General features: G+C 69.3%; 15 protein-coding genes and 1 tRNA gene. 4 read left to right on the top strand and 12 right to left on the bottom strand.

The annotated features are described in order from the left end of the window. Positions 1–52 precede the first annotated feature (52 nt). Both ACWD26_RS07575 and pyk read left to right on the top strand, forming a co-directional pair. Complete coding sequence (locus ACWD26_RS07575) at positions 53–769, top strand: SIMPL domain-containing protein (protein WP_451267248.1); 717 nt, start codon at positions 53–55, stop codon at positions 767–769. 143 nt (positions 770–912) lie between these two features. Then, positions 913–2,349, top strand: a complete 1,437-nt coding sequence (pyk, locus tag ACWD26_RS07570; RefSeq protein ID WP_451267246.1) for a pyruvate kinase — start codon at positions 913–915, stop codon at positions 2,347–2,349. Between the two features lie 4 nt (positions 2,350–2,353). Here pyk and ACWD26_RS07565 read toward each other — a convergent pair whose 3' ends face one another. Further along, a complete protein-coding gene (locus ACWD26_RS07565; protein ID WP_451267244.1) occupies positions 2,354–3,142 on the bottom strand; it encodes a helix-turn-helix domain-containing protein in 789 nt (262 codons plus the stop codon). Positions 3,143–3,222: 80 nt separating this feature from the next. Further along, a tRNA-Leu gene (locus tag ACWD26_RS07560) sits at positions 3,223–3,306 on the bottom strand. Between the two features lie 97 nt (positions 3,307–3,403). Here ACWD26_RS07560 and ACWD26_RS07555 point away from each other — a divergent pair. Beyond that, complete coding sequence (locus ACWD26_RS07555) at positions 3,404–4,057, top strand: ANTAR domain-containing response regulator (RefSeq protein WP_451267242.1); 654 nt, start codon at positions 3,404–3,406, stop codon at positions 4,055–4,057. An 83-nt stretch (positions 4,058–4,140) separates the two neighbouring features. On the opposite strand, the gene ACWD26_RS07550 is transcribed toward ACWD26_RS07555, so the two are convergent. The 9 genes from ACWD26_RS07550 to ACWD26_RS07510 all read right to left on the bottom strand — a co-directional run bounded on the left by ACWD26_RS07550 (position 4,141) and on the right by ACWD26_RS07510 (position 14,162). Beyond that, positions 4,141–4,857 (bottom strand): ABC transporter ATP-binding protein, encoded by a 717-nt coding sequence (locus tag ACWD26_RS07550; protein WP_451267240.1) that lies wholly within the window; start codon positions 4,855–4,857, stop codon positions 4,141–4,143. After that, the gene (locus ACWD26_RS07545; protein WP_451267238.1) at positions 4,854–5,762 is read right to left on the bottom strand and encodes an ABC transporter ATP-binding protein; all 909 of its coding nucleotides are present in this window, start codon (positions 5,760–5,762) and stop codon (positions 4,854–4,856) included. The genes ACWD26_RS07550 and ACWD26_RS07545 overlap by 4 nt, the downstream gene beginning before the upstream one ends. A gap of 3 nt (positions 5,763–5,765) precedes the next feature. Next, entirely contained in the window at positions 5,766–7,592 is a 1,827-nt protein-coding gene (locus ACWD26_RS07540) for a branched-chain amino acid ABC transporter permease (protein WP_451267236.1), read from the bottom strand. Between the two features lie 5 nt (positions 7,593–7,597). Next, positions 7,598–8,530, bottom strand: a complete 933-nt coding sequence (locus ACWD26_RS07535; protein WP_451267234.1) for a branched-chain amino acid ABC transporter permease — start codon at positions 8,528–8,530, stop codon at positions 7,598–7,600. Positions 8,531–8,636: 106 nt separating this feature from the next. Beyond that, on the bottom strand, positions 8,637–9,863 hold the full coding sequence (locus tag ACWD26_RS07530) for a branched-chain amino acid ABC transporter substrate-binding protein (protein ID WP_451267232.1): 1,227 nt from the start codon (positions 9,861–9,863) through the stop codon (positions 8,637–8,639). A gap of 280 nt (positions 9,864–10,143) precedes the next feature. Next, positions 10,144–10,776 (bottom strand): Tat pathway signal sequence domain protein, encoded by a 633-nt coding sequence (locus ACWD26_RS07525; protein ID WP_451267230.1) that lies wholly within the window; start codon positions 10,774–10,776, stop codon positions 10,144–10,146. Beyond that, positions 10,773–11,225, bottom strand: coding sequence for a hypothetical protein (locus ACWD26_RS07520; RefSeq protein WP_451267228.1), 453 nt, complete (start codon positions 11,223–11,225; stop codon positions 10,773–10,775). Before ACWD26_RS07520 ends, ACWD26_RS07525 begins: the two co-directional genes overlap by 4 nt. A 102-nt stretch (positions 11,226–11,327) precedes the next feature. Then, on the bottom strand, positions 11,328–11,816 hold the full coding sequence (locus ACWD26_RS07515) for a hotdog fold thioesterase (RefSeq protein WP_451267226.1): 489 nt from the start codon (positions 11,814–11,816) through the stop codon (positions 11,328–11,330). A gap of 66 nt (positions 11,817–11,882) precedes the next feature. Beyond that, positions 11,883–14,162, bottom strand: a complete 2,280-nt coding sequence (locus tag ACWD26_RS07510) for an FdhF/YdeP family oxidoreductase (RefSeq protein ID WP_451267224.1) — start codon at positions 14,160–14,162, stop codon at positions 11,883–11,885. Between the two features lie 301 nt (positions 14,163–14,463). Here ACWD26_RS07510 and polA point away from each other — a divergent pair, with 301 nt between their 5' ends. After that, positions 14,464–17,190 (top strand): DNA polymerase I, encoded by a 2,727-nt coding sequence (polA, locus tag ACWD26_RS07505; RefSeq protein ID WP_451267222.1) that lies wholly within the window; start codon positions 14,464–14,466, stop codon positions 17,188–17,190. Between the two features lie 468 nt (positions 17,191–17,658). Here polA and ACWD26_RS07500 read toward each other — a convergent pair whose 3' ends face one another. Next, complete coding sequence (locus ACWD26_RS07500; protein ID WP_451267220.1) at positions 17,659–18,510, bottom strand: DUF4184 family protein; 852 nt, start codon at positions 18,508–18,510, stop codon at positions 17,659–17,661. Positions 18,511–18,846 lie beyond the last annotated feature (336 nt).

The raw sequence follows: 18,846 nt of genomic DNA, 5'->3' as shown, positions 1-18,846 counted from the left end.
TCTGATGACCAGCCCACCCCCCTCCCCGATCACCGGTGACAGAGTGGGACGTATGACCACCAGCCCCGAGGAAGCCCAGCCCACCGCCGTCCCCTACGGCACCCCCGACGCACCCCGCATCGCCGTCCGCGGCGAAGCCCGCCTCGAAGTCGACCCCGAGATAGCCCGCATCCGCGTCACCGTCCTCGCCCGCGGCAAAGATCGCCGCGCCGCCCTCGACGACCTCACCCGCCGCAACACCACCGTCCTCGACCTCATCAAGACCTACGGCGAAGCGGTCGAACGCGTGGAAACCGGAGCCTTCTCCATCACCCCCGAACTGAAGGAGAAGGGCAGAGGGGAGAGGATCCACGCGTACCACGGCCGCGTCCACATCACCTCCGAGCTGACCGACTTCACCGCACTGGGCGAACTCACCACCCGCCTGGCGGACCTGGACCTCACACGCGTCGACGGCCCCTGGTGGTCCCTCCGCCCCGACTCACCCGCCCACAAGCGAGCCCGACAGAAAGCCGTCAAAGAAGCCGTACAGCGCGCCAGAGAGTACGCCGAAGCCCTCGGAACCTCCCTCGCCGCCCTCGTCGAACTCGCCGACATCGGCGCCGAAGCCCCCCAGCCCATCGGCCCCGCAGCCCCCGGCGGCGCCATGCGGGCCAGATCCGCCATGGGAGCCGAGGGCACCGCCGCCCCCCTCGACCTCGAACCCCAACGCCAACGCCTCTACGCCCAGGTCAACGCCCGCTTCACCATGCTGCCGCCACGACTGTGACGTACCCCGGGCTGCCCCGCGCCGCTCGGCCGGGGCACCCTTCGACTTATGTGACCACTTGTCAATTACCCTTCACGCAAAGGACGTTGAGTAGTCACGCTCCACCACGTCGCTACCGGCCGGTAAGCCATAGGCTCGAAACCATGCGCCGAGCAAAGATCGTCTGCACCCTCGGGCCCGCCACCGACTCCTACGACCAGATCAAAGCCCTGGTCGAAGCCGGAATGGACATCGCCCGCTTCAACCTCAGCCACGGCGACCACGCCGAACACGAGGAGCGCTACCACCACGTCCGCAAGGCCGCCGACGAGACCGGCCGCAGCGTCGGCATACTCGCCGACCTCCAGGGCCCGAAGATCCGCCTCGGCCGCTTCACCGAAGGCCCCGTACTCCTCGAACGCGGCGACACCTTCACCATCAGCGTGGAGGAGGGCGTCGAAGGCGACGGCGACATCTGCGGCACGACGCACAGCGGCCTGGCCACGGACGTCACCCCCGGCGAACACATCCTCGTCGACGACGGCAAGGTCACCCTCGAGGTCACGGCGGTCGACGGCCCCCGCGTCCACACCAGGGTCGTCGAAGGCGGGATGATCTCCGACCACAAGGGCCTCAACCTCCCCGGCGTCGCCGTCTCCGTCCCCGCCCTCTCGAAGAAAGACGAGGACGACCTCCGCTGGGCCCTGCGCACCGGCTTTGACGTCATCGCGCTGTCGTTCGTCCGCTCCGGCCGGGACATCGACGACGTCCACCGGATCATGGACGAGGAGGGCCGACGGCTCCCCGTCATCGCCAAGGTGGAGAAACCCCAGGCCGTGGACGCGATCGCCGACATCGTGGACGCCTTCGACGGCATCATGATCGCCCGCGGCGACCTCGGCGTGGAAATGCCCCTCGAACAGGTCCCGATGGTCCAGAAACGCGCCGTCAAACTGGCCAAGCGCAACGCCAAGCCGGTCATCGTCGCCACGCAGATGCTCGAATCGATGATCCAGAACTCCCGCCCCACGCGAGCGGAGGCGAGCGACGTCGCCAACGCGGTGCTCGACGGCACGGACGCGGTGATGCTGTCGGGCGAGACGAGTGTCGGGAAGTACGCGGTGGAGACGGTCCGCACGATGTCCCGCATCGTCGCGGCGGCCGAGGAGGACATGCTGGCGAAGGGCCTCCCACCCCTCACCGAACACAACAAACCCCGCACGCAGGGCGGCGCGGTGGCCCGAGCGGCAGCGGAGATCGGCGACTTCCTGGACGCCAAGTTCCTCGTCGCCTTCAGCCAGTCCGGCGACACGGCCCGCCGCCTCTCCCGCTACCGCTCCCCGATCCCGCTCCTGGCCTTCACCCCCGACCCGGCGACGCGCTCGCAGCTGAGCCTGACGTGGGGCGTGGAGACGTTCCTGGGCCCGCATGTCGATTCGACGGACGCGATGGTCGACCAGGTGGATGAGCTGCTGCTGCAGTACGGCCGCTGCAAGAAGGGTGACGTCGTGGTGATCACTGCGGGCTCACCGCCGGGGGTGGCGGGCTCCACGAACATGGTTCGGGTGCATCACATCGGGGAGGGTGACGGCCTGAAGTAGAGGGTCAGTGCTTGGGGCCTACGTGGGTGTCCATCAGGGCTACTGAGGCTTTGCGGGCGATGGAGATGTTGAAGGGGTCGCTGCCGCGGGCGAGTGTTGTCCACTCGACGGCCACCTTGTCCAGGGTGTCCGTGAAGAGCTTCCGGATGTCATCCGACTTGTTGCTGAAGAAGCAGCGCGGGTACTCGTAACGCTTGGTCACACCGGCGACGAGGCGGGTTGTCCAGTTGGTGATCCGGCAGCCGTCGGAGTGGATGAGGCCCCGGATGAACCCCCAGGGGTAGGCGTCGACGATGGATTGTTGCCAGGCTTCAAGGGCGATCGTGCGGTCGTGCTTCTTGCCGGGACCATGCTGAGGGAACAGACAATGCAGGTGCTTCGAGTAGACCTTCACGTTCCGGCAGCCTCTCTTGCGAACGCGGCATACGGAGTTGTCGGGGAAGACCGCGCGCATGGCTTCTTCACAGCCGTCCATGAGGCCGGGCCACGAGTCGGCGCAGGTAATCATGAGATTGGGTACGCGGTGCTCGGAGTAGCGGCTGATGTGGCCATCGCCGAGATACAGACCGAGCAGATAGCTGTACGAGGCCTCGTCGAGATCCCGCCCATCGCACCGGGGGCACTTGGGGTCGTGCTTTCCTGGACACTCGCCACGTTTCGAGCGATCCATGTGCTTCCAGTAGCTGACCGTGCCAAGAGGGACGTTGTACTTCCGCGCCACGTCAGCGTTCCTCGCGCCGTTGCGCAGGAGAGTGACGGCCTTCTCTCGCACCTCAGTGCCGTGAAAGTTCATGTAGCCACTCTGTGTCACCAATCGTGACCGAGGGCAGCAAAAAGCGGATGTTCACGAGAACGTGGACATCCGCTTGACGGTGCCGGGTATGGGATTCGAACCCACACGTCCTTGCGGACAGAGGTGTTTGAGACCTCCGCGTCAACCAGTTGCGCCAACCCGGCGAGAGCGCCTGCCGGGAAGCATACCCGGTCACAGTACCGGCCCGCAGCTAGGTACCCTGCTTGTCAGCAGTACCCCTGCCCCGAACGAGGAGCCCACGTGACCGCCCCCGAGTCGCCCCAGCCCGTCGCCGACGACGATGACAAGTCGCACGTGCCTCCGCTGACGACCCGTGTCGTCATCGCCGAGGACGAGGCGCTGATCCGCCTCGATCTGAAGGAGATGCTCGAGGAGGAGGGCTACTCCGTCGTGGGCGAGGCCGGTGACGGTGAGCAGGCCGTCGAGCTGGCCCGGGAGCACCGGCCGGATCTCGTGATCCTTGACGTGAAGATGCCCAAGATGGATGGCATCTCGGCGGCCGAGAAGATCGCCGAGGAGCGCATCGCGCCGGTGCTGATGCTGACCGCCTTCTCGCAGCGGGACCTTGTCGAGCGGGCCCGGGACGCCGGTGCGATGGCGTATCTGGTGAAGCCGTTCAGCAAGAGTGATGTCGTGCCGGCGATCGAGATGGCCGTGTCGCGGTTCACGGAGTTGAAGGAGCTGGAGAGGGAGGTCGCCGACCTCACGCTTCGCCTGGAGACCCGGAAGCTCGTGGACCGGGCGAAGTCGATTCTGCAGACGGAGTACGGGTTGACGGAGCCGGCGGCGTTCCGGTGGATCCAGAAGACGTCGATGGACCGTCGGATGTCGATGCAGCAGGTCGCGGAGGCCGTCATCCAGGACGCCGACGAGAAGAAGGCCGCCAAGGGCTGAGCCCCACCAGCCGTAGGTCGTACGCGACGAGGCCCGCACCCCTTTCGCAAGGGGTGCGGGCCTCGTCGCGTGTGGGCCGGGGGCTAGTCCTCGCCGAGGTAGGCCTTGCGGACCGATTCGTCGTGGAGCAGGTCGGAGCCCGTGCCGGACAGGACGATCTTGCCGATCTCCATGACGTGGCCCTGGTCGGCGAGGGAGAGCGCCGCTTGGGCGTTCTGCTCGACGAGCAGGATGGTGGTGCCCTGGGACTTCAGCTCGGCGATGGTGGCCATGATCTTCTGCATCATGATCGGCGAGAGGCCCATGGAGGGCTCGTCCAGCATCAGCAGCTTCGGCTGGGACATGAGCGCGCGGCCCATCGCGAGCATCTGCTGCTCACCACCCGAGAGGGTTCCGGCGGCCTGCTTGCGACGTTCGCCCAGGATGGGGAAGAGGTCGTAGGCGCGCTGGATGTCCTTCTCGATGCCGGGCTTGTCGTTGCGCAGGAAGGCGCCGAGGCGGAGGTTGTCCTCGATGGTCATGCGCGGGAAGATGTGCCGCCCCTCGGGGGAGTGGGCGAGTCCCAGGGACACGATGTTGTGTGCGGGGATCTTCTTGAGCGACTTGCCGTTGAACTTGATCTGGCCGCCGACGGGCTTGAGCAGGCCCGACAGGGTGCGCAGGGTGGTGGTCTTGCCGGCGCCGTTGGTGCCGATGAGGGTGACGACCTCGCCGGCGTCGACCTTGAAGGAGATGCCCTTGACGGCTTCGATCTTGCCGTAGGCGACCCGGAGGTCCTCTACTTCGAGCAGTGCGGTCATCGGTCGTTCTCCTTGCCGGGCGCGGTGTCCTTCGAGGGCTCGGCGTTCGCTTCGGCGGCCTCGACTTCGGCTACCTCGTCCTTGCCGGGTGCGTCTTCGAAGGGTTCGCCGAGGTAGGCGGCGACGACGCGCTCGTCTCCCTGGACGGTGGCGCTGTCGCCCTCGACGAGTTTCTCGCCTTGGACGAGGACGGCGACGCGGTCGCAGAGGTTGAAGATGAACCGCATGTCGTGCTCGATGACGAGGACGGCGATGCCCTTGTCGCGGATGGCGAAGACGAGTTCCTCGGTGGTTCGCGTCTCCTGGGGGTTCATGCCGGCGGTGGGCTCGTCCAGGAGGAGCAGGCCCGGCTCGCTCGCGAGGGCGCGGGCGATTTCCAGCTTGCGCTGTTCGCCGTAGGGCAGGTTGCGTGCGAGGTGTTCTGCCTTGTTGGCGAGGCCGACGAACTCCAGGAGCTCCATGGCGCGTTCGCGGGAGGCTTTCTCGGCCTTGTGGAAGCCGGGGCCGCGCAGGAGGGCGGACCAGAGGCCTTCCTTGGTCCTGGTGTGGCGGCCGACGAGCACGTTTTCCAGGACCGTCATGTTGGCGAAGAGGCGGATGTTCTGGAAGGTGCGGGCGATGCCGGCGGCGGTGACCTTGAAGGACTTGGGCGGCAGGACCTGGCCTTTGTAGCGGACTTCTCCCTCGGTGGGGATGTAGAGGCCGGTGAGGCAGTTGAAGAAGGTCGTCTTGCCGGCGCCGTTGGGGCCGATGAGTCCGACGATCTCGCCGCTGTTGACGGTGAGGTTGACGTTGCGTACGGCGGTGAGGCCGCCGAAGCGCATGGTCACGCCGCGGGCGTCGAGGACGGTCTCGGCGGGGGTGGCGCCGGGTGTGGCGTCCTTGGTGGTGGTGTCGGTGGTCATGGGTCAGGCCCCTGCCTTGCTGAGGACTGTGGGTGCTTCGGCGTCTTCGTGGAATTCGAGCTGGCGGCGCCGGTTGGGGATGAGGCCTTCCGGGCGGAAGCGCATGAGCAGCACGAGGGCGAGGCCGAAGGCGAAGAGCTGGAGGTCGCCGAGGAACTGGAGCTTGGCGGGGATGAGGTAGAGCAGTGCGGCGCCGACGAGGGGGCCGCTGATGGTGCCCATGCCGCCGAGGACAACGGCTGCGAGGAGGAATGCCGAGTTGGGCGGGACGACGTGGGCGAACTGGTACTGCTCGGGCGTCACGGTGTAGGTGACGTGGGCCTGGACGGTGCCGGCGAGGCCGGCGAGTGCGGCGCCGAGGGCGAAGGCGATGAGCTTGACGCGGAAGCCGTTGATGCCCATGGCGAGTGCGGCTGTCTCGTCCTCGCGGATGGCGATCCAGGCGCGGCCGATGCGGGAGTCGCTGCTGCGTCGGAAGACGATCACCACGACGAGGGTGATGAGCAGCATGAGGAAGAAGTAGTTGGCGAAGCGGGCGATGGTGAACCCGGCGATGGTGTGTTCGGCGCCGAAGTCGAAGCCCAGGATGTTGAGGTTGGGGATCGAGGAGATGCCGTTGGAGCCGTTGGTGATGTCGGGTCCGGAGGTGCCGTCCATGTTGAGGACGGCGATGCGGAAGATCTCGCCGAAGCCGAGGGTGACGATGGCGAGGTAGTCGCCGCGCAGTCGGAGGGTGGGGGCGCCGATGATGACGCCGAAGATCATGGCGACGGCGGCGCCGAGGATGGCGGAGGCCCAGAAGGGGAGGTGGATGTCGAAGGGGGAGGAGGGGGAGCCGGAGACCATGGCGGCGGTGTAGGCGCCGACGCCGAGGAAGGCGACGTATCCGAGGTCGAGGAGGCCGGCGAGGCCGACGACGATGTTGAGGCCGAGGGCGACGGTGGCGAAGATCAGGATGTAGACGCCGATGGTCGCGTAGCGGTCGTCGGACTGGGTGAAGGGGAACGCGGCGGCCGCGACGAACGCGCCGATCATGGTGACCGTGCGGTGTTTGGCGGTGAGGGCGGAGACGCGGGCGGCGAGGCCGGCCTTGGAGAGGGCGGCGAAGCCGAAGCCGGCCATGATGAGGAAGCCGACGAAGAGTTCGTCGTATTCGGTGCCGATGCCGTAGGTGAAGACGGTCAGGCCGAGGGCGAGTGCCGCGACGATGACGAGGATCTCGGCGTAGGCGGGGAGCTGGCGGGCGGGGGTGGGGGTGCCGCCGGCGAAGCAGGCCTTGACGACGGACCAGCTGTTGCGGGCGCCGAGCTGGAACTCTTCCCAGGGGGTGTCCTCGGGGTCGGCGATCTCGGGCTGCGGCCTTGGGAAGGGCAGGGCGAGGGCGCCGAGGAGGGCGGCGAGGGTGGCGAGGGCGACGACGTAGCCGCCGGGTTCGAGGTTGACGAGGCCGCCGAGCTGGATGCTGATCGCGAGGATCGTGTACCAGGCGGTGGTGAAGGTGCCGAGGGCGGCGAGTTTGATGGCGCTGTCGGCGCCTGCGGGGGTGAGCCAGCGCAGGCCCTTGATGCCGTAGGAGGCGAGGCCGAACAGGGCGGTGAGGGCGCCGCCGATGAGGACGAGGACCTGGAGGCCGCCGGGGTAGCCGTAGACCGTGAGGTTGCCGGGGAAGGCGGAGGTCCAGGTCCAGGAGAGGAAGGTGGAGATGACGGCGAGGATGCCGCCGCCGGTGGCGAGGGCGCGGCCGATGTTCTCCGGGAGGCCCACGAGACCCCTCGGAGTGCTGTCGTGCTTGGCCGTCGGTGCCGGGGATGCGGTGGTCTGTGTGGTCATCGGTGTCACGCCCTGTCCGCCACGCGCTCGCCGAGCAGGCCCTGGGGCCTGAACAGGAGCACGAGGATGAGGAGTACGAACGCCCAGACGTTGGCCCAGGACTGGCTGCCGAACTGGTCCATGCCGGGGATGTCGGCGATGTAGGCGGTGGAGAGGGCTTCGGCGAGGCCGAGGGCGACGCCGCCGAGCATGGCGCCGTAGATGTTGCCGATGCCGCCGAGGACGGCCGCGGTGAAGGCCTTGAGGCCGAGGATGAAGCCCATGCGGAACTGGACCTGGCCGTACTTGAGGCCGTAGGCGACGGCTCCGACGGCGGCGAAGGCGGCGCCGAGGGCGAAGGCGACCACGATGATGCGGTCGGTGTTGATGCCCATGAGCTTGGCGGTGTCGGGGTCCTGGGCGGTGGCCTGCATGCCGCGGCCGGTGCGGGTCTTCATGACGAAGTAGGCGAGGATCGCCATGCTGATGGGGGCGGCGATCAGCAGGAAGATGTCGCCGGTCTGGATGGTGACGCCGCCGATCTCGAAGGGTCCGCCGTCGATCTGGGGGAAGTTGACGGATTCCTTGGCGTCGGGGTACCAGGCCCACACTGCCTGCTGGAGGGCCAGGGAGAGGCCGATGGCGGTGATGAGGGGGGCGAGGCGTGGGGCTGTGCGCAGGGGCCGGTAGGCGAGTCTTTCGGCTCCGACCGCGGCGAGTACGGCGACGAGGATGCCGCCGATGAGCATGAGGGGCAGGGCGACCCACAGGGTGGTGCCGTCGGGCAGCACGTACAGGTAGACCGTGATGGCGCCGAAGCCGCCCAGCATGAAGATCTCACCGTGGGCGAAGTTGATGAGCTGGACGATGCCATAGACCATCGTGTAGCCGATGGCGACCAGCCCGTACATGGATCCCAGTAGCAGGCCGTTGACCAGCTGCTGCGGCAGTTCGTTCACCGCATGTCCTCCGAGATTCGGATGTTTGACGAATGTGACCGGATGCGAGTCCGCGCGGGGCGCTTTGGTGCAGCGCCCCGCGCGGCTCATGAAGGTGCGGGCTGGGTCAGCCGGTGTAGGTGCCGGACTTGACCGCCTTCCACTCGCCGCCTTCGACCTTGTAGACGGTGAGCTGCTTGTTGGTCGTGTCGCCGTATTCGTCGAAGGAGACCTTGCCGGTCACGCCGTCGAAGGAGACGTTCTGCATGGCCTCGGTGATCTTGGCGCGGGCGTCGTCGGGAAGCTTGCCGTCGTTGTCCTCGACGACCTTCTTGACGGCCTCGATGATCGCCCAGGCGGAGTCGTAGGAGTAGCCGCCGTAGGCCGCGTAGGGCTCCTTGTAGCCCTCGGCCTTGTAGTCGGCGACGAAGTCCTTGGCGGAGGGGAGTTCCTCGACCGGGGCGCCAACGGAGGTGGAGAAGTCGCCGGTGGCGGCGGCGCCGCCGAGGTCCATGTAGGCCGGGTTGTTGATGCCGTCGCCGCCGGCGACGGGGATCTTGGCGCCGGCGGCCTTGATCTGCTTGGTGAGCGGGCCGGCCTGCGGGTACTCGCCGCCGTAGTAGACGACGTCGGCGCCGGAGGACTTGACCTTGGTGGCGACCGCGGAGAAGTCCTTGGTCTCGGGGTCGATGTGCTCGGTGCCGACGACCTCGCCGCCGAGCTTCTCGAACTCCTTGGTGAAGGTGGCGGCCAGGCCGGCGCCGTAGGTCTTCTTGTCGTCGATGACGAAGACCTTCTTCTTCTTGGCGTCGTTGTACAGGTACTGCGCGGCGAACGGGCCCTGGATGGCGTCCGTGGTCGCGGTGCGGAAGTACGACTTGTACGGGCGGACCTTCTCGGTCTCCCACTTGGGGCCCTGGGTGAGGGTCGGGCCGGTGTTGGCGGGGGAGACCTCGACGAGCTTGGCGTCGTCGAAGACCTTCTGCATCGACTCGGCGACGCCGGAGTTGAGCGGGCCTACGACGCCGAGGACGTCCTTGTTGGCGACGAAGGTGGCGGCGTTCTGCTGGCCCGAGGAGGGCTGCGCCTGGTCGTCGAGGGCTTCGATCTTGAAGGATATGCCTTCGACGTACTTCTCTTTGGTGGCGATCTTGGCGGCGAGGTCGGCGGAGTTCTTGATGCCGAGGCCCATGGCGGAGAGGTCACCGGTCAGCGGGGCGTCGACGCCGATGACGACAGTGGTGCCACTGCCGGTGTCCGAGCCGCCGTTTCCCTCGTCGCGCGAGCCACAGGCGGTGAGTGTGAGTGCTCCCGCCGCCAGCGCGGCGGTGATGGCGATGGAACGTTGACGCACGATCAGTCCTTTCCCTGGCACGGCCCTTCCTGTTTGGAAGCGGCCGAGTCGAGCGCTGGGCCGAAGACGTGACTTCGATTCCGTTGGCGCGGTGACTGGGCGTGACTCTAAGCGTGTGTGGGGAACGTGGAGGAGAGTCTGACCAAGGCTGTGACGCTCTTGTTATGACACGAGGTAATGCAGAGCGGTACTCAGTGGGTGGATGTGCGGAATTCAGGCTGATTCGCCCTGTCCGTATGGTGAGAACGTGCAGGGTCGACGCGGGTAGGTTCAGGAGTGTTCAGGTTTTTGGTGATGACGCGGATTCGTTGCTGCAGGCGACGTGAAGGGCGTCGGAGAGGTCCTGTGCATACCGCTCGCCCAAGATGAAACTGTGCGCTTCTATTGCGCGCGTATTACGTAGAGTTACGTCAAGGAAAGGAAGGCCGGCGCTCTCGGGCGCTTTTCCGCACGCGGTGACGCGCATGGTGATGACGATCTTCCGGGGCCCGTCCGTCCCGATCCGGATCGGAGTGCGCGGGTCGGTTCTCATGGCGAGCCCCGCGTAGGGCTGGGTCATCCGTTCGACTGTGATCGCCGGGCCGTGGAGGACGCTCAGTTCCACCTCGAACCCGAAGATCCCGCGCGGTGCCCCGGCGGACCGGGGGGCGGGGCCCAGGTAGCCGATGCCGATCGCCTGGGAGGGGTGCGGTGTCTCGGGCGCGGGTTCCGGCTCCGGTCGGGTCGCATACAGATAACCGCCGCCCGCGAGTACGACGACGGCCGCCGTCGCGGCGAGCACGGCACGGCGGTGCCGGGTGTACGCCTGGGTGAGCGGACGGCGAGGAGGCTCCGGCGCGGACGCGGTGCCCGCTTCCGGTGCGTCCCACGCGCGCGTGCCCTCGCCCGGCTCCACGGGGCCGATCCCGCTCACTGCCAGGGCCCGTCGCCCGGGCCGCCCGCGCGGCGCCACTCCGGGCCGCCCGGGTGCTCCCGCCGGTCGGTCGGCCGCTCCGCCGCCGGACCCGGGCGCCGCCGTTCGGTCCGGGCCGCGTCGACGACCTCCCGCAGGATGTCGTACCGCCCGTTCGGCAGTCCCATGGACTGCTGCAGCCCCATGGACCGATGGTCCCCGTAGGTGTCGCCGGTGTTCCCGATGCCGCCGGTGTCCCCGGTGTCGCGCTTGAGCGTCTGCCCCGGCGAGTGGGCGACGATCTTCGCGTGCGGCTTCTCCGGCGGGGTGACCGACGGCGACGGTGAGCCGCTGTCCCGCGCCCCCGCCGATCCGTCCGTCGCGCCCGACTCCGCGCACCCGGTGACCAGGACGCCGGGTGGCAGCAGCCCGAGCACGGCCCCCGGCCAGGGGGCTCCTCCCGTTGCCATGCCCCGACGCTAGAGCCTGTCCGCCCTGGGGGACCAGAGCCGAGGGCGGCTTCGCCTCCGGCCGTCCCCCGTCCGCAGGCATCAGTCCGCCTTCCGCAGGCATCAGTCCGCCTTCCGCACCTGCTCACCGGCGGCGGGCGGGGCGTCCCGCAGCAGGCACGTCAGCCGGGCCGTGCATACCCGCTTGCCGGCCTCGTCGCTGATGACGATCTCGTACGTCGCCGTCGAGCGCCCCTGGTGCAGCGGTGTGGCGACACCGGTGACCAGGCCGGACCGGACGCCCCGGTGGTGCGTGCAGTTCAGGTCCACGCCCACGGCGATCTTGGAGCTGCCCGCGTGCAGCATGGAGCCGACCGAGCCCAACGTCTCCGCCAGCACCGCGGACGCGCCGCCGTGCAGCAGCCCGTACGGCTGGGTGTTGCCCTCCACCGGCATGACGCCGACGACGCGGTCCGCCGAGGCCTCCACTATCTGTACGCCCAAGCGGGTGCCCAGGTGCCCGGCGGAGAACATGGCGACCAGGTCGATGCCGAGGGCCGCGTACTCGTCGATGACCTCTTGCGGGAACTTCACGTGGTGCTGCTCGCCCATGGGGCTCCGTTCGTCGTCGATGGCGGCGCCGCCGGCGGTGGTGCGCCGGTCTGGCTGAGCAAACGCTCAGTCGGTCGACGATTGTTCCAGACGGACCACGACGGACTTGCTGGCCGGGGTGTTGCTGGTGTCCGCGGTGGCGTCCAGCGGCACCAGGACGTTGGTCTCCGGGTAGTAGGCGGCCGCGCAGCCGAGGGCGGTCGGGTAGTGCACGACCCGGAAGCCGGGGGCGCGGCGCTCGACGCCGTCCTTCCACTCGCTGACGAGGTCCACGTACGACCCGTCGGCGATCTTCAGCGCGCGGGCGTCCTCGGGGTTGACCAGCACGACGCGGCGGCCGTTCCTGATGCCCCGGTAGCGGTCGTCCAGGCCGTAGATCGTGGTGTTGTACTGGTCGTGCGAGCGCAGGGTCTGCAGCAGCAGACGGCCCTCGGGCAGCTCCGGGTACTCCACCGGGGCGGCGGTGAAGTTGGCCTTGCCGGTGGCCGTGGGGAAGCGGCGCTCGTCGCGCGGGGCGTGAGGGAGGGCGAAGCCGCTCGGGTCGGCCACGCGCGCGTTGAAGTTCTCGAAACCGGGGACCACGCGCGCGATACGGTCGCGGATCGTCGCGTAGTCCTTCTCGAACTCCTCCCACGGTGTCCGGCTGTCCTCGCCGAGCACCCGGCGGGCGAGCCGGCAGACGATCGCCGGCTCCGACAGCAGGTGGCCGCTCGCCGGCTCCAGGCGTCCGCGTGAGGCGTGCACCATGCCCATCGAGTCCTCGACGGTCACGAACTGCTCGCCGCCGCCCTGGAGGTCACGCTCCGTGCGGCCCAGGGTGGGCAGGATCAGCGCTCGCGCGCCCGTGACCGCGTGCGAGCGGTTCAGCTTCGTCGACACGTGCACGGTCAGCCGGGCCCGGCGCATCGCCGCCTCCGTCACCTCCGTGTCGGGGGACGCCGACACGAAGTTGCCGCCCATCGCGAAGAACACCTTCGCCCTGTCGTCGCGCATGGCCTTGATGGCCCGTACGACGTCGTAGCCGTGCTCCCGGGGCGGCGCGAAGCCGAACTCCTTCTCCAGGGCGTCCAGGAACGCCGGGGCGGGCCGCTCGAAGATGCCCATCGTGCGGTCGCCCTGCACGTTCGAGTGGCCGCGCACCGGGCACACACCCGCGCCGGGGCGGCCGATGTTGCCGCGCAGCAGCAGGAAGTTGACCACCTCGCGGATGGTGGGCACCGCGTGCTTGTGCTGGGTGAGGCCCATGGCCCAGCAGACGATGGTCCGCTTCGAGGCGAGGACCATGCGCAGGGCGTCCTGGATCTGCTCCCGGGTGAGCCCGGTCGCGGTGAGCGTCTCCTCCCAGTCGGCGGCGCGGGCGGCCTCGGTGAACTCCTCGAAGCCGTGCGTGTGCTCGCGGACGAACGCCTCGTCCACCGCCCCCTCGGTCTCCAGGACCAGCTTGTTGAGGAGACGGAAGAGGGCCTGGTCGCCGCCGATGCGGATCTGCAGGAACAGATCGGTGAGGGCGGCGCCCTTGAGCATGCCCTGCGGGGTCTGCGGGTTCTTGAACCGCTCCAGACCGGCCTCGGGCAGCGGATTGACCGTGATGATCTTCGCGCCGTTCGCCTTGGCCTTCTCCAGCGCGGACAGCATCCGAGGATGGTTCGTCCCCGGGTTCTGGCCGGCGACGACGATCAGATCGGCCTTGTAGAGGTCCTCCAGCAGGACGCTGCCCTTGCCGATGCCGATCGTCTCGGAGAGCGCGGAGCCCGACGACTCGTGGCACATGTTGGAGCAGTCCGGCAGGTTGTTCGTACCGAACTCGCGGGCGAACAGCTGGTACAGGAACGCGGCCTCGTTGCTGGTCCGGCCCGAGGTGTAGAAGAGCGCCTCGTCGGGGGAGTCGAGCGCCTTCAGCTCCTCGGCGACGATGTCGAAGGCGCGCTCCCAGGACACCGGCTCGTACCGGTCGCCGCCTTCGGGGAGGTACACGGGGTGGGTGAGCCGCCCCTGCTGCCCGAGCCAGTACCCACTCCGGTCGGCCAGATCGGCGACCGGGTGGGCGGCGAAGAACTCCGGGGTGACCCGGCGCAGCGTGGCCTCCTCGGCGACCGCCTTCGCGCCGTTCTCGCAGAACTCCGCGGCGTGCCGGTGGTCCGGCTCCGGCCAGGCGCAGCCCGGGCAGTCGAAGCCGTCCTTCTGGTTGACCCGCAGCAGCGTCAGCGCGGTCCGCTTCACGCCCATCTGCTGCTGCGCGATCCGCAGCGTGTGCCCGATCGCCGGCAGCCCCGCCGCCGCGTGCTTGGGCCCCGCGACCTGCGGCGCGTCCTGAACCGGATCACTCTTCGGCGCCTTGCCGGCCATCGCTGCTCCCCATTGGCGTACGTGTGCTGTCGGGCGTGTGGCTACGACTTCGATCGTCGCACGCGACACCGACATGGAACGAGGCCGGGCAACGGCGCGACGACCACCGGAGGGTGCGGCTTCTCCACCGCCGGCCTTCCTTGATCGCTCCTCTCCTCGCTCGCCCCAGGCTGCCGCAGCGACGGCGATCGACCACGATGCCGTTGTCCAGCGGTGCCGAACCCGGCCCCAGGCCGTGCCCGTCGGCCCTCGGGACGTCCCTGGGGTCCGGGTGTCAGTGGTACGTGGCAGGATCGGGGGCGTGGCAGAGACAGGATCGAAGAAGACCGACAGCACCCCCGGCGGCAGCCGTCCCCGGCTCATGCTCATGGACGGGCACTCGCTGGCCTACCGCGCGTTCTTCGCGCTGCCCGCCGAGAACTTCACGACGGCGACGGGCCAGCCCACCAACGCGATCTACGGCTTCGCGTCGATGCTGGCGAACACGCTGCGCGACGAGGCCCCCACCCACTTCGCGGTCGCGTTCGACGTCTCCCGCAAGACCTGGCGCTCCGAGGAGTTCACGGAGTACAAGGCGAACCGCTCCAAGACCCCGGACGAGTTCAAGGGCCAGGTGGAGCTGATCGGCGAGCTCCTCGACGCGATGCACGCCGTCCGCTTCGCCGTCGACGGCTTCGAGGCCGACGACGTCATCGCCACACTCGCCACCCAGGCCGAGGCCGACGGCTTCGAGGTCCTCATCGTCACCGGCGACCGCGACTCCTTCCAGCTGGTCTCCGAGCACACCACCGTGCTCTACCCGACGAAGGGCGTCTCGGAGCTGACCCGGTTCACCCCGGAGAAGGTGTTCGAGAAGTACGGCCTCACCCCGGCCCAGTACCCGGACTTCGCGGCCCTGCGCGGCGACCCGTCCGACAACCTGCCCGGCATCCCCGGCGTCGGCGAGAAGACCGCCGCGAAGTGGATCAACCAGTTCGGTTCGTTCGCGGAACTCGTCGAGCGCGTCGAGGAGGTCAAGGGCAAGGCCGGGCAGAACCTCCGCGACCACCTGGAGGCCGTCAAGCTCAACCGCCGCCTCACCGAGATGGTGCGCACGGTCGAACTGCCCAAGGGGGTCGCCGACTTGGAGCGCGCCGCGTACGACCGCAAGGCCGTCGCGATGGTCCTGGACACTCTGGAGATCCGTAACCCCTCGCTGCGCGAGCGCCTGCTGGCCGTCGACCCGGGGGCCGAGGAGGCCGACGCCGGGCAGCCGACCGCCCCGGGCGTAGCGGTCGACGGTACGGTGCTGGGCTCCGGCGAGCTGGCCCCCTGGCTCACCGAGCACGGCACGGAGGTCCTCGGCGTCGCCACGGTCGACACCTGGGCGCTCGGCACGGGCTCGGTCGCCGAGATCGCGCTCGCCGCCGCCGGGGGAGCGGCCGCCTGGTTCGACCCGACGCAGCTGGACGAGACGGACGAGACCGCGTGGGCCTCCTGGCTGGCGGACACGGCGAAGCCGAAGGTGTTCCACAACGCCAAGGCCGCGATGCGGGTCTTCGCCGAGCACGGCTGGACCGTCGAGGGCGTCTCCATGGACACCGCGCTCGCCGCCTATCTGGTCAAGCCGGGCCGCCGCTCCTTCGACCTGGACGCGCTCTCCCTCGAGTACCTGGGCCGCGAGCTGGCCCCCGCCGCCACGGCCGACGGTCAGCTGGCCTTCGGCGCGGACGAGGGCGCCGAGGCCGACGCGCTGATGGTGCAGGCCCGCGCGATCCTCGACCTCGGCGTGGCCTTCGGGGAGCGCCTGGAGGAGGTCGGCGCGGCGGAGCTGCTGCGTGACGTGGAGCTGCCGACCTCCGCGCTCCTGGCCCGTATGGAACGCCATGGCATCGCGGCGGACCGGGCGCATCTGGAGGCCATGGAGCAGATGTTCGCGGGCGCCGTGCAGCAGGCGGTGAAGGAGGCGCACGCGGCGGCGGGGCACGAGTTCAACCTGGGCTCGCCCAAGCAGCTCCAGGAGGTCCTCTTCGGCGAGCTGGCCCTGCCCAAGACCAAGCGCACGAAGACCGGGTACACCACGGACGCCGACGCCCTGGCCTGGCTCGCCGGCCAGACGGACAACGAACTGCCGGTCATCATGCTCCGCCACCGCGAGCAGGCGAAGCTCCGCGTGACCGTCGAGGGCCTGATCAAGACGATCGCCGCCGACGGCCGTATCCACACCACGTTCAACCAGACGGTCGCCGCCACGGGCCGCCTGTCCTCGGTGGACCCGAACCTGCAGAACATCCCCGTCCGCACCGACGAGGGCCGGGCCATCCGCCGCGGCTTCGTCGTCGGCGAGGGCTTCGAGTCGCTGATGACGGCGGACTACAGCCAGATCGAGCTGCGTGTGATGGCCCACCTCTCCGAGGACGCGGGCCTGGTCGAGGCGTTCACCTCGGGCGAGGACCTGCACACCACGGCGGCCGCGCAGGTGTTCGGGGTCGAGCAGTCGGCGGTGGACGCGGAGATGCGCCGCAAGATCAAGGCGATGTCGTACGGCCTGGCCTACGGTCTGTCCGCGTTCGGTCTCTCCCAGCAGCTGAACATCGAGGCGGGTGAGGCGCGCGCCCTGATGGACGCGTACTTCGAGCGGTTCGGTGGTGTACGGGACTATCTGCGCCGGGTCGTGGACGAGGCGAGGGCGACGGGCTACACGGCGACGCTCTTCGGGCGCCGCCGCTACCTCCCCGACCTCAACAGCGACAACCGTCAGCGTCGTGAGGCCGCCGAGCGGATGGCTCTCAACGCGCCCATCCAGGGCACCGCCGCCGACATCGTCAAGATCGCCATGCTCAACGTCGGCCGCGCCCTGGACGAGGCCGGCCTCGCCTCCCGCATGCTCCTCCAGGTCCACGACGAAATCGTCCTCGAGATCGCCCCCGGCGAGCGCGAGCGCACCGAGCAACTCCTCCGCCACGAAATGGCCAACGCCGTACACCTGAGGGCCCCGTTGGACGTCTCCGTGGGCCACGGCCCGGACTGGGAGTCGGCGGCCCACTAGACCACGGGCAGACGGGGCCCGGCACGCAGCACTCCGGGCCCCTCAACGGGGTCGGCCATGGACCGGGGCCCTCGGGGGAAGGCCGACATTCCCCGAGCAGGCCCGCGGTGCTCTTCGGCGGTACCGAGCCCGCGGGCACCCCTCTCCTGGGGGCGCGGCGTGTCACCCGGCTGGCCCTCATCAAGGCGCACCCGGGGGAGCCGAGCCGTAAGGATGCCCGCATGGGCATACGCACGCTTAGCCGCCGTACTGCGACAGCTGCCACCCGCCTGTCAGTGCTGCGAACCCGGCTCAGCCGGGCGCACCCACGCCTCCCCTGGGCCCGCCCCCGCGTCCGGCGGCCGCACAGCCTCTACCCCTGGACGCTGACCCACCCCCTGGCGGCCCTCCTCGGCCACGTACCGCCGTACGCGGCCCACGCCGCCAGGCCCCGCACCCCCAGGCCGACGCTCACCCGGCGCCCCGTGCTCAGCGCGGGACCGAGCTGTCCGCCGCCGCGTCGACGCCGGGCGCCGGAGCGGGAGGGGCCGGGCGCCAGACCCTGACACCGACGCCGTACAGGACCACGCCCAGCACCAGCCCGGCGCCCGCCCCGAAGCACACGGTCGGGATCACCTCGTACGGCTTGGCGACCGACCCCCAGTACGCCCACCAGCGGGCCACCCGCTGCACCGCCGCGACCAGCGCGCAGCCCCCGATGACGAGTCCCGCCACCCACCGGTCGGCCGAGGAGAGCACCGGCACGCCCACGGGCTCGGCCACCGGCTGCCGGCGCAGGGCCAGCACGACGAAGACCGCGATCACCACCGCCGCGACCGCGGAGCCCCCGTACTGGAGGTACCAGTAGAGCGGCGAGCCCGCGATCTCCTCGCCGAGGACGGGGAACAGCCGCATCCCCCACCGGTCGAGATGTGTGAACGCGTCCCAGACGACATGGGTCAGCGACCCGAGGGCGGCGCAGACGTACCACCACAGCGCCACCGAGGGGCTGAACCGCCGTGCCCCCGACCCGCAGCGCACCAAGGAGGCCACCCGTCCCTGCCGCCCCCGTGGCAGCAACGCGACCAGCGGCTCCCGCAGTACCAGCCACAGCCCGACCAGCGCCCAGGTGATGAGGACGTCGACGGTGAAGACCCCGGCGAAGGAGTGCGTGACATCGCCGAACTCCATGGCCTCGGGCAGCACACTCGCCACGTAGTAGGTCAGGTCGGGCGCGAACGAACCGGCGACGAGCACCGACGGCACCAGTGGTCCGCGCCCGGTCCCGTCCCCCCGCAGGGCGGGCAGTACGGCGGCCGCGTGGCTGAGCGTGAAGGGCAAGTCGTCCCCCTGTGACGGACTTTGGCCGGACCCGCCGGCCCGGCGATGACCGGCCGCCAGTATGCGTGACTTGTGCGAGCGCATCCGAACGGTGCCTCAATGACACGTAACCGATAACGTCAATCGGCGAAAAACGGGCACGAACGGGTGCCCGGGCGACGGAAGTTGTCGTAGGGTCGCCTGGGTCGCGCGCCGGTGGGTATGGGGCCGAGGGAAATCCGGGAAGAGAATTCCGGAACCGGGCAACCAAAGCCGGCGCTCCGGAGTCGGTGTTCCAGAGCAGGGAAAACACCGGTCCGGCAAATGCGGACAAGTGGCTGAGACAGCAGTAAATCG

Source organism: Streptomyces sp. NPDC002787, from assembly GCF_053592095.1.
Note: the sequence above shows the minus strand (reverse complement) of the source record. Positions and strands in the feature narration are given on the sequence as shown.

Coding starts and splice junctions, on each gene's coding strand:
- ACWD26_RS07575 (WP_451267248.1), top strand. CDS start 53: ATGACCACCAGCCCCGAGGAAGCCCAGCCCACCGCCGTCCCCTACGGC.
- pyk (WP_451267246.1), top strand. CDS start 913: ATGCGCCGAGCAAAGATCGTCTGCACCCTCGGGCCCGCCACCGACTCC.
- ACWD26_RS07565 (WP_451267244.1), bottom strand. CDS start 3,142: ATGAACTTTCACGGCACTGAGGTGCGAGAGAAGGCCGTCACTCTCCTG.
- ACWD26_RS07550 (WP_451267240.1), bottom strand. CDS start 4,857: ATGACCGCACTGCTCGAAGTAGAGGACCTCCGGGTCGCCTACGGCAAG.
- ACWD26_RS07545 (WP_451267238.1), bottom strand. CDS start 5,762: ATGACCACCGACACCACCACCAAGGACGCCACACCCGGCGCCACCCCC.
- ACWD26_RS07540 (WP_451267236.1), bottom strand. CDS start 7,592: ATGACCACACAGACCACCGCATCCCCGGCACCGACGGCCAAGCACGAC.
- ACWD26_RS07520 (WP_451267228.1), bottom strand. CDS start 11,225: ATGGCAACGGGAGGAGCCCCCTGGCCGGGGGCCGTGCTCGGGCTGCTG.
- ACWD26_RS07515 (WP_451267226.1), bottom strand. CDS start 11,816: ATGGGCGAGCAGCACCACGTGAAGTTCCCGCAAGAGGTCATCGACGAG.
- ACWD26_RS07510 (WP_451267224.1), bottom strand. CDS start 14,162: ATGGCCGGCAAGGCGCCGAAGAGTGATCCGGTTCAGGACGCGCCGCAG.